Genomic DNA, 14,611 nt, shown 5'->3' with positions numbered 1-14,611 from the left:
CTATGTAAAGGCTATTTGTAGATGCGTGCTTCCTGCATGTTAGCATTCGCACTGTGTAGTTTTGTTGGAAAAATCAGCTCCTGTGATACGATTGAGCTCAAAATCAGTGATCGGTATGTCCAGCTTTGAGGCGGTAGCGGTTGTTGTGGTATTTGTTGGCTGTTGGTTTATTTTTTCTCCTGTGTATCAGAGGCACGCTGTTATAAAAGATTTTCGCGATGGTGTCGAGGAGTTGTCCTTTTTAAAGCGTAAGATCTATGAGGTTGTTTCCAGTAGTAGCAATTGCCCGAATGAAGTAGGACATTCCTTCCCAGGGTCGCGTCTGTTTTCTTCATACTCACTTGTTGAGGCTCCTACAGGATTTTCTCATGGGTGCCTAATTAGGGCACAATTTGGGTCCTCTGCACACAAGTTGTTGCGTGGTCGTTTTGTAGAGCTAGTCGGCCTACAGACTTCTGATGGTTTGTTGACATGGACTTGCAGCACTACAGTTGGACGGGTCAGTCATACTACATCTGATTGCGTGCGTGTACCGATTGTAGTTTTTCCATAGTATCCGTATAAACACAAGAGTTGTTTTGGTGGTTTTATTTCCCCCTTTTGCTGTAGTGGTAATAACCAAACATTACAATGTTTTAGTAGACTCCACACCGTCTGTGTTTTTGTTCTTTTTGCAGTTTTTATTTTTTTGTTTAAGCTAATGAAACCTTAGCCTGTTTTTTTGTCAAAACGATATTCTCAATTTGGCCGGGTTTGATGACTTCTTTCAGTGGGTTGCTTGCTACTGGGGACATCGGTTTGTGGTTCAACTTGGGCATATTACTTAATGTTGGTGCGGGTGTTGCTTTGTTAGGTTATTGCTAGGCTTGTTATTTTTTAACGTGTGATTTCGTTGTTGGTAGAAATTGTTGTTGTTCTTCATATTGTGCACCAGTGGGTGATTGTTTGCCTACGTGTGGGCAATGTGATTTAGTTGGTATTACATCAGCGTTGCAACAATCTCTGCTTACACATAGCATATCCTAATGGCATGTGTCTTGTAAGTGTGCCTTATGTTTTTGGTGGCCTGCATGTGTGTGTCTTTTTACGTAATGAAAGGGGGGGGCTGTCGTGAATAGAAATAAGGGTTTCACTTTGGTCGAGTTACTGATAGTGGTCGCTATCATCGGTATTCTGGCAGCTATTGCTTTACCGGCATATCAAAATTACACTGCTAAAGCCAATTTTGGAGCTGCTTTAGCTGAGCTGACTTCTTTTCGTCAGCGTGTAGTTGAGGCAGTTGCTACTACCGGTGCTTGTCCTGTTGAGAACAGTACGGCTTGGGGTGCGTCTAAGGTTCTGTCGGGCTACTCATTGAAAGCTGGTACTGGTACTGCCTGTGTAATTTTGGCTAAGTTCTCTAATACCGGTGTTAGTTCCAAAGTTGTTGACAGAATTATAGAACTTGTTGGTGATACTTCGGCTGGTGGTATGTTTGCTTGGACTTGTGTTTCAAATGTGCCAGTGGAGATACTTCCTGTTTCTTGTACTCACACCGAAACTGCTCCAGAGTTTCCATAGAATTTTTGTGGGACATGCTTTTACTACTAGAGTGGGGGGATTTTCCCCCTCTTTTTGTTTTTTCTCTTGGCGGGTTTTTGCTATGCCTAGGTTTTTGATGACAGATCTTGCTTGTAGTCCTGATGTACAACAGCTACGACCTGATATACTTTGGGGGTGATAGTAGGGGGAAGTTTTGTCAATTCATACGTGCTAAATGTGCTTTAGTTATGTCTAACATACATAACGGGTGCTTTTGTTGTTGTTTTTTTATTGAAGACCACCCTTAGTAGGGGTATAGTCCTCGTCTGTGTCAAGAATAAACAACTTTGTGGAGGCTTGTTGTGCTCCGGTTCATTCGTAGAGAGGATTTGCCGCGTCTTGCTGAGCTAGATCAATTATGTCATCCCCATCCATGTAGTCTAAGCCAATTCGAGGACCTACTGAAGTCGGGTATTTGGGGTGTGTTGATTGATGTGGACGGAGAGATTTTGGGATACACTCTTGCCTCCATAAGCGTTGATGCTATGGATATCCTGAATATTGCGGTATCTCCTAAAGCAAGGCGTTCTGGTTTTGGGATCCTGCTATTACTTTCATTGCTGACCCAGGCTAAGTCTTGTGGCTGTTACAAAGTCATGCTTGAGCTTAGGATGAGCAATTTGAATGCGCTCTCCCTATACAAGTGGGCTGGATTTGAAGTAGTTGGGTGTCGTTATAGGTATTACTATAACATTACCCCAGCTGGACCGCGTAATTATGAGGATGCTTTGGTAATGAGATGTCTTTTGGGTGAGGATTTTGATTGACCAGAAGTTGATTTTTTCTCCCCCCCGTTGGTCTTGGGCGCTGTGGGGCGAGCTCCATTCTGTTTCTTGCCTGGATCTTTTACGGTTTTCTCGTGCCGTTTCGTGTTCCGTAGCTAATTTACGTGAGATGCTAGTTTGCTGGTTTTGTTTTGGACTCCCAGTTAAGTTTATTTCGTCCAATTATGTTTCTTTGAAAGACTCAGGTAACTCTTGGGTTGATACTAGGAGGTTATCTAGTCTGGTTTCTTGTCTTGTTGTTTCCTTTGTTACATGTTCGTCAACTCAGGACATGGCTTTTGCCCACAATCAAAAGGAGCCATTTAATGTCTTTTGGTCAGAATATCAGCTGCGTGGACGTGGACGCCATGGCCGTTCTTGGATATCACCCCTTGGCCATGGGTTGACGTTTTCTGTAAGTTATATTGACACTGATCGTAATTATGATGGTTTTGCTCTTGTTGTGTCATTAGTAATTTTGGAAGTATTACATGCCTTTGGGCATACCAATGTTGGCCTGAAGTGGCCAAATGATCTCTTACTGCTTCCGTCTAGAAGCAAATTGGCCGGTGTTTTGGTGGAAAAGAGTAAAGATCGTGTTGTTATAGGTGTGGGTGTCAACTTGAAGCTCTTGTTGTCTACTGCCTTAGGTGAGAATTGTCTACATTTTAATAAATTTAGGGAATGTACTGCTGTTGCTATTATAAATAAGTTAATAGCGTATTTGGGTATTTTTATTCGTCGTGGATTTTCTTATTTCAGATCAGCGTGGATGCGACATCACTTTTTTAACAGCTCCCGTTTATTGATACGTACCTCTAAATGTAATTACGAGGGGTGGTGTGAAGGTGTTGATGATAGAGGTGCTTTGTTGTTGAGTAGCAATGATCGTGTAGGCGGAATTAGAGCCTTTTTGTCTGGTGATGTATCTCTTTGTCGGAGAAGTGAGAGTCGTGAATTACTTAGTTGTTGATATGGGGAACTTTTTAACTAAATGGGGAGTTTGTTCCATTTATGATGATGCTCAAAGGTGTTGGCATGTTACAGATTCTGTTCCTACAAGGAGGTCTTCTGAGCTGTTGAAAAGCTGGGATAATCTTTCTCCACGCCATGTGCCAGGTTGTGTGGCTATTTCTAATGTTTCCAGCTTTAGCCCAGAGACTATGATGCATTTTGCTAAGAATAGATGGAACAATGCTTCTATCTATCAGGTTGATTCTTTAACGGATCAGAGTGGTTTAAATAATTTATATAAAAATCCAAGTAAGCTAGGCTCCGATCGTTGGGCCAGTGTGGTTGCTGCCAATTGTTTGTTCTCTAGCGAAGTTATTGTGGTTATAAATTGTGGTACTGCATTGACAGCCGATGTTGTAGGTAGAGGATCGTATTGGGGTGGAACAATTGTCCCTGGATTTTACTGGCTTGAAAGAAGTTTGTTGGAGGGTACTACTCTTACTTTGGAAGATTTTGATTTTGCAGACCTTCCTGATGACCTGGATGATTTCCCACAAAGCACTTCTGCCGCAGTTAAGGTGGGTGCTTGCGATTTGTCTATAGGATGGGCCTGTAGAATGGTCGAGAGAGTTCAGAGAAGATTTAGCACAGTGCCCAGGGTTATTATATCTGGCGGAAGTGGTGAATTTTTCTATCGCTTATGGAAAAGAAATATTTCTATACCGGCACATTATATTGATACCCTGGTCTTGGATGGATTGGTGCACATATCACAATGTAAACTAAGATCCGAGATAGTTGCTTAATGTACATTGTAACTTTGATTGGCGGTATTGCTTCTGGAAAGTCTGCAGCCTCTCGTTTTTTTTCCCAAAATGGAGCTGGTGTAGTAGATTGCGATGAAATTTCTAGGAATCTTACAGCAGCAGGGGGTGATGCTGTTCCAATTATTGCTAAACATTTTGGCAGTAGATTTATTGGTGAAGATGGCTCTATGGATCGTCCTAGTATGAGACACCTCATTTTTTCTGATGATAGCGCCAGAATGCTTCTTGAATCATTGATACACCCAATGGTTAGGGATCGTGTGCAGGATAGATTGGGACTCTTGGCCAATGTCCCATATGCTTTGGTTGAGGTTCCTGTCTTGCGTTCCGCTTCTTTTTGGCTAACCTCTGTGCAAAGGGTTTTACTAGTTCGTTGTGATAAATCGCTCCAGCGTGAGCGTTTAATTACTGGCCGTGGGTTTTTGCCAGATGAAGCCGATGCAGTTTTGGGGGTTCAAGAACGAGAGAACTTCTATGAAGATTACGATGATGTAATTGACAACAATTATAGTTTGAAGTTATTAGAATCTAATGTAAGAAATTATCATGAAACATACTGCCGTTATGCTAAGGAGGACTGATGTCTGGTGTCTGGGTGTCATGTCCAATTTGTAGAAAGAATATTTTGTATAGTAGCGACAATCCGTGGCGTCCTTTCTGTTCCGAATTATGTAGAAAAAAGGATTGGGTGCATTGGATGAACGAGGAATATGTAATGGATACCAACGAGCCTGCAGATTCCGGCTCTAAGGATGACGATAACAACTAAAGCAGTAGTTGAAATACATTCACGTGTACTCCCCATGCTCCTATTTGCCATGCATTTTCCAGCGTTCCTTCGTCTACGTGTGACGTTGGAACATAGTATCCAAAAGGCAAGGTCAGAGTTTGTTTCGGTTTTTCTGTTAAAAGAAGGCATGTGTCGTGATCAGGCGTTTCTGGCCATCTTTTGTAAGCATGGTACCAATCTAATTCTTCTTTGCTAGTATCTACCCAAGTATACAAAGTTGTATTATTGCCACTGACTAGTTTATTCCCAATAATAATAGGCAATCCCACCTTGCTAAGGTCGACTGTATGTCCCAATTTTTGCCGTACAAGAATATGGCACTCCATGCCTAAACTTGATATAGCGTCTTGTACACTTTTCGTAGGAACTTCATTGTCTATTACTACTATCACATGAGGGCGAGATAAGATTTTTAATACCGAGAGATTTGTTCTTAGCAAAGGACTAACCTGCAATGGCTTTAGGCGATCCTGCCAAAAAAGTCGCTGATTTTCCAGGCTGCAGGGCTCATTCTTCCATCTGGTCACACGCCAAAAATGAAGCATGATGTCGCCGCATGTGTGTCGTATGTGCTTAGTAACCAGTAGATAGGCAGTTTCTACATGGATTCCCACCTCTTCGTGTAATTCCCTTACAAGGGCATCTCGGCAGCTTTCGCCCGGTTCTTGCTTACCCCCAGGAAACTCCCAGAATCCAGGACTAGACTGCAGAGGTGGGCGACAGGACATTAAATAATGTCCGTCGCCTCTTTCTACAACCCCAGCGGAAACATGAACTGTTTCTGCTGAAGTTCTACCGCTTGTACCTACTTTGCCAGTTAAATTATCCATCTATGGCCAAATATCTTACCTTTGGTCCTTTTTGTCCTCTGGATCTTTACGTAGGGTGTACCACACAAGTGTTGCAATAAATAAGCACGCGCCGACACCCTCCAGGTATAAAAGCCACATGTATAATACCCTCCCTAGTTAGAAAAATGGATACAACTTGGTCCAAATCCGCTTACTATATATCGAGCGGTAATTTTTTCAAGGTATGTGATGGTTATATGTCTAAAAAAATTGATGTTGTAGTTGTTGGAGCAGGCTTTGTTGGCCTGTGGGCTAGTATAGCATTATCCCGTCATGGCTTATCTGTAACCCTAGTTGACAGCAAAACTTGGGAAATAATTGAAAGCTATGTGCCAAATAATATCTTTGCTCTGACAGATTATGTCTATACTGCCTTGTTAGAACACGGCATAAGTGTTAAAGCTTGCCCTGTAGAGAGTATGCAGATAGGTACAGTCAAACATTTTCCAGCGTTGTCACTTGGTGAGTCTTGCCAAGTACGTCCAATTGCATGGACCGTGTCAGCCTTAGATCTTTGGAAGGCGCTGGTTGCTAAAATAAAAGAAGAGAATATTATCTGTCGAACTGAGTTTTCAGTATCGCGTTGCTTGCTATCTCATGATAGCGTTCAGTTAATCGATAAACACGGCTCATCTATAGATGCGGAGTTGGTTTTGGCAGCTGATGGTTCTCATTCATGGTTACGTAACTATTTTAATATTCCTTGTATACACAAAAATCAAATTCTTCCAGCTAAGACAGCCGTGTTTCCTATCAATTGGAAAGATCAGGATCCAATCACAGCTAGGCAATGGTTTGGAGATAAGTTTGGTGTAATTGCGTTTTTGCCATATGCTGGTACTAGTTACTCAGCTTGCTGTGTTTGGTCATTGCCTGCAAAACATTATCTTTGGAATGATGACAATCCTTCTTGGGGCGAGGCTTTATGCGGGTTTTTAGGTATAGATTCATCTGCTTTGACTGTAGCTGGGGATATATATTGTTACGATATAGAAGAATATATAACGCCTGTGGTAGGTCAGAGGTGTGTTTTGTTGGGTAATGCCGCATATTCTGTTCATCCTTTGGCAGGGCAAGGACTTAACATAGGTTTTAGGGGTGTGTTACATTTATCCGGTGTTTTGGGGAATCGTCCTTCTTTTAGGCCTGTTTTTGATGCAAGCATACTTCGTGCCTACGGACGAAAATCTGAAATTGAAGCACGAAAGTGGTCTTTTGTAACCCGTTCTCTTTGGTACGCGTCTTCAAATTCTATTTCTCTGGAAATACTGTTACGTGGATTATTATTGACAGATCAGTTTGTGTTTGCGAAAAATTGGTTCGTACGATGTGCTCAATAAATTAATATAGAAAGGAATATTTAATGATGTTAAGAGCTAGGCAGAGGCTGTTTTGGGCCTGCTTGTTATTGTATACTAATGTTTTTGCTTCTGCAGTTCATAGTAATTCGAATATTGCATCCAAAGTAACTGAGGATATAAAAAATAAGGCCATAGACATAGCTGTTAGTGTTTTTCCTTCAGTTTCTGTAGATGCTGTGTTGCCCTCTTCCATGCCTGGTTGGGTTGTAGTGGCTTCTGGCGATCAGATAATTTACGTAAATGTTAAGCTTCACCTTATTTTTCAAGGTACTCTTATCGATGAAAAATCGCGGGTCAACCTTACAGATAAGGTAAAGACGTCGATAATGGCAAATGCTATTAAGAACTTTCCATTTGAAAAAAATGCCATCCCCTATGTTAGTGGTAACGGTTCTCGCCATATAGTGGTTTTTGAGGATCCATATTGTAAGTATTGTCGTGTGTTTACAGAAGAAATCTCAACTTTGACCAATGCTACGGTTTACGTGGTTTTGTATCCAGTTGTTAAGGAGCAGTCTATGGTTGTAGCCGCAAAGATTTGGTGTGCTCCAGATCGTGCTAAGGCTTGGCATGATTGGATAGTTGATTCTAAGGAACCCAATAACAGTGGATCTTGCAATACTCCTCTCAGGAAAAATGTAGAAATGGGACGTAAATATAGCGTTACTGGAACACCTACCACATTTTTCATGACGGGACAGAGGATATCTGGGGCCCCTACGGTCGATACCATAGAGGAATTATTGGGCAATTAGGAAGGTATTTTGTGGCGGCTACTGAGTAATGTGGCTGCCTGTTTTTTGTATTTTTGGTATAGGAAAAGATATTGTTTCTGGCTGCGATTCCATTTGTTCAGTGTACGTATCCGGAAATGCTTCGCTTATTTTTTGAACTACTTCCGTTATCAGATTCTCTGGAACTGATGCCCCAGCCGTAATACCAACTGTTTTGAAATCTCTAAGCCACGCAGTGTCAAGTTCCTCATGTGAGTCTATCATGTAAGTAAGACAGCCTTGGCTTTGTGCTACATGCTTTAGTTGTCTGGAATTAGAACTATTTGGAGAGCCTATTACTATTACGCATTCGACTATTTTTACCAGCTTTTTTACGGAATCTTGGCGATTCTGGGTGGCGTAGCATATATCGTCTTTTTTGGGCCCAATTATGTGAGGGTACTTCCGCTGCAATGCTCTTATTATCTGTTTGGTTTCATCAACCGATAGAGTCGTTTGTGTTACATAAAATATCTTATCCGAGTCAATATCCAAATTTGCAATATCGTATGTTGTTTGTACTAATGATATCCGATCTTTTTCTATTTGGCCCATTGTTCCTTCTACCTCTGGATGTCCAGCATGGCCAATCATAATTATGTGATATCCAGCTGCAGATTGTTTTCTAACCTCTACATGAACCTTTGTAACTAGAGGACAGGTGGCATCGAATAGCCTGCAATTTTTGCTCTTAGCCTGTTTCCTAATGGCTTGAGATACTCCGTGAGCTGAAAAGATCAAAATACTGTTATCTGGCACCTCCAAGAGATCATCAACAAAAATTACACCTTTTTCTTGTAATTCACTAACCACACGTCTGTTGTGTACGACTTCGTGACGTACATAAACAGGAGGACCAAAAAAGCCAATAGCATCATTAACTATACCAATGGCTCTTTCTACGCCAGCACAAAATCCCCTAGGTGAAGCTAGAATAATTTTCATTTAATGCGCTATCTAAACTTGTATACGGTAAAAAAGCTACGCCGCAATTATAGCACCGTTATAATGATAATGCTTGTGTATCAAGAAGTTGTATTGCTAAAAATGGCTAAACATTGGAACAATATCAATATATATGTGGCACCATTGATATATACAATACTTGCTGCATAATACAGATTCTAGCATGGTAAAAGGCAACTGCAATGGCTCTAATTTTATTGTTTAAGTAAACTAAGTACCAAGTGTTTACTATCCATTCTTGACATACTTAAAAAATTTTACGTACCACAGGATCTTTGCATAAATATCAGGCTGTATTTATTGTCGTCCAGCATGCTTACTAACAGATAAGCACGTCCATGAGCGAATCTACCATTCTAACTATCTATACCCCCTACTATCCATTTTTTATCCATCATATGCTATGTATCTGAAATTTTATACACTACGCGATTGCCTATATATCGTTACACATGGCCAGCAATTTTAAGGAAAATTGCAGCTATAATAGCTGCAACGAGAGCAATTGCAATTGTAATTAAAAATGAAATTGCAATAACCCTGATTCCGTCGTTTATAGCTAAGTTAGATAAATAATTTACACTTCCTCTAGCAGCGTGCATTGTCGTTGTCATCGTAGTTGAGCAAAATCCCAATAAGTCCGACATAACCCCTCTACTACTTGGCTCATTGTTATTTTCTACATCTGCTACTTCTATATTTTGTTCACCGTCAATACTTGATCCTATGTCCATGTAATTTCCAAGGCTGTCAAGCGAACCCCTATTATACTGAACCATTTCCATCTTTTTTACCTTGTATCAGACAAAATTCCACACCATGATAATTTATGTATTAAAAAAAATTAAGTAAAGTATGTTTATTGCATACGTTGCTAATTAGCATGGGGCATTGACAAATAATATTACAACATCATATGCATTAATATGCCTTGCCGGATATAGTAGTATGCACCACTTACGAAGTTAATACTTTTTTAATAATAGATGATCAGTAAGATTTATATAAAGAAAATAAGATTTATATAAAGTAAGATTTATACGACTGCGATACTCACATTGTATATATTAATTTTATTTGATGTTTTATGTATAGGTATTTTGAGTTAATTTTTATAATCCTTAATTGTTTTCTGCGTAATCATTAATTACTTGTTGTGCTATTATTTTTGCGTACCCAATATAAGATTCTGGAGTTAATCGTATCAACCTTTCCATATCTTCAGGTGGTAAAGGGAGGGATTTTATGAACTTGTGTAATTTATCAGACGTGATTTTCTGTCCTCTAGTTAGTTTTTTCATCTCCTCATACGCATTGTTAATTTTGTATCTACGCATGACACTTTGAACTGCCTCTGCTAGTAACTCCCAGTTCTGATTTAGGTCTTCTAACATTTTTTTTGTGTCGGCATTAACATTTGTTAGTCCCTTTATCAGCATGGAATATCCAAGAAGACAATGACCAAAAGCTACACCAATATTTCTTTTAAGTGTTGAATCTTTAAGATCACGTTGCCAACGCGACACAGTTAGCTGTTCTGAAAGGTGGATAAGAAGAGAATTAGCTAAGCTAAGATTACTTTCAGCATTTTCGAAATTGATTGGATTAACCTTGTGAGGCATGGTAGAAGAACCAACCTCTTGATGATTTATTTGCTGTTTTAGGTAGCCTAGACTTATATATCCCCAGAAGTCACGACATAAATCAATTAGTACACTATTAAGTTGAGAAAATAATAAAAAAAAAGTTGCCATCGTGTCGTGCGACTCTACTTGTGTCGAGTATAGACAAAAAGAAAATCCCAATGACTGAACGAATTTTTTTGAATGAGCTATCCAATCGACGTTGGGATAAGCAATAGTATGTGCGTGATAGTTTCCTACAGCACCGTTAAACTTTCCTGTAATCGATAATTCTTCTATTTTTTTCTTAATAGTACCTACTCTATGTAAGAATACAGCAACTTCCTTACCTAGTGTAGTAGGGCTGGCTGGTTGCCCATGGGTTCTAGACATCATTGGAGTTGATGAATATTCTACAACCATCTTAAAAAGGTGGTCCACTATAACGTGAATTTTTTCTAACAATATGGTTCGAGTGTCCCTGATCATTATGGCGTCTGCCAGGTTATTTATGTCTTCACTAGTACAAGAAAAGTGGATTAGTTCTTTTTTACTTGAAAGCGAATCTAGAGCAGAAATTTTTTCTCTTATCCAGTACTCTACTGACTTAACATCATGATTAATAACATTCTCAATGGACTTTATTTTTTCTGCGTCTGATATAGAAAAATTATTACTTATACTTCTAAGGAACAATATTTCATCAACACTGAGATTTGTTACGTCACTAATTTCTGGATTATCAGCCAGAGAAATAAGCCACTCTATTTCCACATGAACTCGTGCTTTGTTCAGTGCGTACTCACTTACCGTTTGTGATAGTTGCTCAACATGGTTAGCATATCGTCCGTCAAGAGGACTTATCATGGTTAGTGGGTGCAATCGTTTATCAAAATCCATGTTGTATCTTTCAATATTTAGTAATATGAACTAAGTATCTATTTATCCTCAGCATTGTTGATCGAGTTGATAGGTCTATTACCATTTAGGAGCCAGCTTCCTGACTTATTTCCCTGTAAATCATTTCCCTCATACGTACCTTTACCTCCATTGTAGACCCATATTCCATAATTATTGAAGTGGATTCTGTTCAGGTAGGCAAATGGTGATCCCCCAGATTCTACAGCAATTCCAGCAAATTCATTACTGCTAATATCATTGTCTTCTACTACTCCTTCTCCATTATCTCTTATGTAGATTCCACTTTGTTTTCCTGCGAGAATTAAGTTTTTTCTTATAGTTGGATTAGAAAATTCCTCGATTTGTATTCCGGCAAAGGCACTTCCTATAATTTCATTTTCTTCTACAAGTCCCCCTGAAACCCCATATACAAGTATTCCTCCTCCATAGCTGTCATTAATGTGGTTGAAACGTATTATAGGTTCTGCACCAGACTTAATCTCAATTCCTGCATGCTTGTTCCAAGAAATTTTATTATGCTCAATACGACCTCGACCACGATCGTAAACAAATATGCCACTACCATCAGCACTATCGTGAATGAAACAATGGTGTATATACGGATCTGCTTCACTGTGTACGGCTATGCAAGCGTTGCAATCGCTTTGTATATTGCATTTATCTATTTCTATATTGTATGGGCCACGTACATCTATAGCGTACCAGTCTATTCCACCAAACTGCCTTATTGTTAAATTTCTCAGCACGCAGTCATTATCAATCAAGAAATTGCATGATCCTGAAGCACGTATTTCAATATCCTCGTTATTACCTTCACCAATTATGTTGATAGGACGACTAATAATAAGGTTTTCTAGGTATATTCCTGGCTTTATGATGATGGTGCCGTTGTCAGGGCACCTACTTACAGCCTCTACTAAGGTTGGGTAGTCACCGGTTCCATCACTAAACATAGTTATAACATTAGGTGATGGCTTTGCTAATATAGAACGTGAGCCCTTGCTCTTAGTAGGAATTGATAAAAAATCTGATGCTAAGGGACCTAGGTGTTTTTTGACGGCCTTATGATCCGGCTTTTTACGAGCTAAATGAGAGTTCCTGTGTTCAGCAAATATTATCTTGGGGGGGCTCATGTTAGTGGTGGATGATCTATTGTTGGTAGTGGATGATCTATTTTTACTCATGAGCTCAAGTATGGTAGATCCTATCTTTTCTATAGGAATAACAAAAAGATCGTTTTCTAGTGGTAGAAAACGCTGTTTTGTCCAATTTAGCGCAATTATTCCTTGGGGCAGGGGTAAATTGGTAAGTAAGCTTTTCTTGTAGTTCTGATACTCAATCCATACTATGGATTGAGGGCGTAAATTGATAAATGATGATAATTCATCCCTGAAATCAGAATCTATTGAAAGTTCTGAGGTCATAAAAACCATAAGTATAGAATTTTTATGTTTAAGGTTCTGAGATTTTTCCCAACTTCTTTTCCACTCAGGGCCATACTTAAAAAGTATTAAGAGATCATGTTTAATTTTTTTTTTCAATGGCTCAGTGATAAGCTCCAATATGGACTTTATTCGCTCCTCATCATATTGACTTAGTTGAGTATTGCCTCTAACAAAAAGTGAAGTTGTCATAAATAGTAGTTCCGTTCGGTTGTAGCGTAAAAGCTGTAGCCAATAGTATGACTGCAAGTCATTATGGGTAATTTTAAAATGGATTTTATTAGTACTTTAGAGCATATTGCTACTTTCATTATCAGTGCTCCTGTTTTTATATTTATGTTACTGATTTTGTTGGTATATATTTATGATGTGTTGCAAAAAAAGCACTCTGTGTTAAGAAATTTTCCAGTTATTGGACACTTTAGGTACCTCCTGGAGAGGCAAGGGGAGCACTTTAGGCAGTACTTTTTCTCCGGTGATAGGGAAGAGATGCCATTTGACAGATCTACGCGATCTTGGGTGTACAGAATGTCCAAAGATGATGATAAATCTGTTGCATTTGGATCTACATATTACATTCGTAGGGAAGGGTCTATTATCTTTTCAAGTGCGCCTTTTGCTGTGCAAGTACAAGATTCTCTTACTACTCCCCCTATAAGAATTGGTGAAGGCTATTGTGATTTTCCCTTCGAGGCTAGTTCTCTTATAAACATAAGTGGTATGAGCTATGGTTCCATATCAAAACCTGCTGTTAGAGCACTATCCAAGGGTGCACGTGAATCAGGTTGCTGGTTAAGCACTGGTGAAGGAGGGGTTAGCCCACACCACCTAGATGGAGGGGCTGACCTTATAGCTCAAATTGGTACCGCTTTGTACGGCTTTCGTGATGGTGATGGTAATTTTTCCTGGTCCAAGCTAGAGGAGGTAGCTGCGAATACATCGGTAAGAGCTTTTGAAGTTAAATTGTCTCAGGGTGCGAAGCCAGGAAAGGGCGGTTTATTGCCTGCTGCTAAGGTAACTGACGACATTGCTAAGATTCGTGGTATTAAGCCACATGTAGACTCTATTAGTCCTAATTGCCATAAAATGGCACACTCGATAGACGAGTTGCTTGATTTTGTTTCAAGGGTTCGTGCTGCAACCAAGAAACCAGTTGGTGTAAAAACAGCACTTGGGGGATATGACTTTTTATGTGATCTGTTTTCTGCCATAAATGAACGTGGATTACAATCTGCTCCAGATTTTTTAGTTATTGATGGTGGTGAAGGCGGTACAGGTGCTGCTCCACAAGGGTTAATGGACCATATGAGCCTTTCTATTCGCGATTCACTACCACGAGTCGTTGATTTAATGAATAAATACGATTTAAAAAAACGTATCGTCTTAATTGCATCTGGCAAGTTGGTTACACCTGTAGACGTAGCTTGGGCTCTTTGTATGGGTGCTAATTTTGTAAATAGCGCTCGCGGTTTTTTGTTTTCTCTTGGATGTATACAAGCAATGAGGTGTCATACCAATCGTTGTCCTACTGGTATTACCACCCATAGTGTTCGTTTGCAAAGGGGGTTGGTAGTAGCAGAAAAGTATGTGCGTGTGGCTAATTATGTTTCCAATATGAATAGCGAGATAGAACAAATAGCTTATTCTTGTGGAGTTAAACATCCGCGCTTACTTAACAGGAGCCACGTCATGTTAGTGATAAACCAAACTGCAGTACCTTATGCGGAACTTTTTCCAGAAGTGTTAAAAAGTTGACAGT

15 protein-coding genes are annotated in these 14,611 nt (G+C 39.7%); 10 read left to right on the top strand and 5 right to left on the bottom strand.

Features of this window, described 5'->3' with window-relative positions; genetic code table 11:
• Positions 1-115: 115 nt before the first annotated feature.
• From A6733_RS02725 to A6733_RS02695, 7 genes are all read left to right on the top strand, one after another.
• On the top strand, positions 116-553 hold the full coding sequence (locus tag A6733_RS02725; RefSeq protein ID WP_092401873.1) for a hypothetical protein: 438 nt from the start codon (positions 116-118) through the stop codon (positions 551-553).
• Positions 554-1,110: 557 nt separating this feature from the next.
• Positions 1,111-1,560, top strand: coding sequence for a pilin (locus A6733_RS09365; protein ID WP_092401876.1), 450 nt, complete (start codon positions 1,111-1,113; stop codon positions 1,558-1,560).
• Between the two features lie 323 nt (positions 1,561-1,883).
• Complete coding sequence (locus A6733_RS02715) at positions 1,884-2,348, top strand: GNAT family N-acetyltransferase (RefSeq protein WP_175330547.1); 465 nt, start codon at positions 1,884-1,886, stop codon at positions 2,346-2,348.
• Positions 2,341-3,318, top strand: coding sequence for a biotin--[acetyl-CoA-carboxylase] ligase (locus tag A6733_RS02710; RefSeq protein ID WP_092401882.1), 978 nt, complete (start codon positions 2,341-2,343; stop codon positions 3,316-3,318). The genes A6733_RS02715 and A6733_RS02710 overlap by 8 nt, the downstream gene beginning before the upstream one ends.
• Positions 3,299-4,105, top strand: coding sequence for a type III pantothenate kinase (locus A6733_RS02705; protein ID WP_175330546.1), 807 nt, complete (start codon positions 3,299-3,301; stop codon positions 4,103-4,105). Before A6733_RS02710 ends, A6733_RS02705 begins: the two co-directional genes overlap by 20 nt.
• Positions 4,105-4,707, top strand: coding sequence for a dephospho-CoA kinase (gene coaE / locus A6733_RS02700; RefSeq protein WP_092401888.1), 603 nt, complete (start codon positions 4,105-4,107; stop codon positions 4,705-4,707). The genes A6733_RS02705 and coaE overlap by 1 nt, the downstream gene beginning before the upstream one ends.
• A complete protein-coding gene (locus tag A6733_RS02695; RefSeq protein WP_092401891.1) occupies positions 4,707-4,895 on the top strand; it encodes a DNA gyrase inhibitor YacG in 189 nt (62 codons plus the stop codon). Before coaE ends, A6733_RS02695 begins: the two co-directional genes overlap by 1 nt.
• Here the strand turns inward: A6733_RS02695 and A6733_RS02690 are convergent.
• Positions 4,892-5,746 (bottom strand): NUDIX domain-containing protein, encoded by an 855-nt coding sequence (locus tag A6733_RS02690; RefSeq protein ID WP_092401894.1) that lies wholly within the window; start codon positions 5,744-5,746, stop codon positions 4,892-4,894. The two genes, A6733_RS02695 and A6733_RS02690, sit on opposite strands and share 4 nt — an antisense overlap.
• 218 nt (positions 5,747-5,964) lie before the next feature.
• Here A6733_RS02690 and A6733_RS02685 point away from each other — a divergent pair, with 218 nt between their 5' ends.
• The gene (locus A6733_RS02685; protein WP_092460361.1) at positions 5,965-7,107 is read left to right on the top strand and encodes an FAD-dependent oxidoreductase; all 1,143 of its coding nucleotides are present in this window, start codon (positions 5,965-5,967) and stop codon (positions 7,105-7,107) included.
• 23 nt (positions 7,108-7,130) lie between these two features.
• Positions 7,131-7,883 carry a DsbC family protein gene (locus tag A6733_RS02680; RefSeq protein WP_092401900.1) on the top strand — a complete coding sequence of 251 codons (753 nt, stop codon included), beginning with the start codon at positions 7,131-7,133 and terminating at the stop codon, positions 7,881-7,883.
• An 18-nt stretch (positions 7,884-7,901) separates the two neighbouring features.
• Here A6733_RS02680 and ispH read toward each other — a convergent pair whose 3' ends face one another.
• The 4 genes from ispH to A6733_RS02660 all read right to left on the bottom strand — a co-directional run bounded on the left by ispH (position 7,902) and on the right by A6733_RS02660 (position 13,044).
• Positions 7,902-8,846, bottom strand: a complete 945-nt coding sequence (gene ispH / locus A6733_RS02675) for a 4-hydroxy-3-methylbut-2-enyl diphosphate reductase (RefSeq protein WP_092401903.1) — start codon at positions 8,844-8,846, stop codon at positions 7,902-7,904.
• 467 nt (positions 8,847-9,313) lie between these two features.
• The gene (locus A6733_RS02670) at positions 9,314-9,652 is read right to left on the bottom strand and encodes a hypothetical protein (RefSeq protein ID WP_092401906.1); all 339 of its coding nucleotides are present in this window, start codon (positions 9,650-9,652) and stop codon (positions 9,314-9,316) included.
• A gap of 336 nt (positions 9,653-9,988) precedes the next feature.
• Positions 9,989-11,389, bottom strand: a complete 1,401-nt coding sequence (gene purB, locus A6733_RS02665; protein ID WP_092401909.1) for an adenylosuccinate lyase — start codon at positions 11,387-11,389, stop codon at positions 9,989-9,991.
• A gap of 38 nt (positions 11,390-11,427) precedes the next feature.
• On the bottom strand, positions 11,428-13,044 hold the full coding sequence (locus tag A6733_RS02660; RefSeq protein ID WP_092460359.1) for a right-handed parallel beta-helix repeat-containing protein: 1,617 nt from the start codon (positions 13,042-13,044) through the stop codon (positions 11,428-11,430).
• 63 nt (positions 13,045-13,107) lie between these two features.
• Between A6733_RS02660 and A6733_RS02655 the strand changes: the two genes are divergently transcribed.
• Positions 13,108-14,607, top strand: a complete 1,500-nt coding sequence (locus A6733_RS02655; RefSeq protein WP_242641467.1) for an FMN-binding glutamate synthase family protein — start codon at positions 13,108-13,110, stop codon at positions 14,605-14,607.
• Positions 14,608-14,611 lie beyond the last annotated feature (4 nt).

This window comes from Candidatus Ichthyocystis sparus (assembly GCF_900078745.1).
Taxonomy (GTDB): Bacteria; Pseudomonadota; Gammaproteobacteria; order Burkholderiales; family 2013Ark19i; genus Ichthyocystis; species Ichthyocystis sparus.
This window is presented reverse-complemented; position numbering and strand designations above follow the sequence as displayed.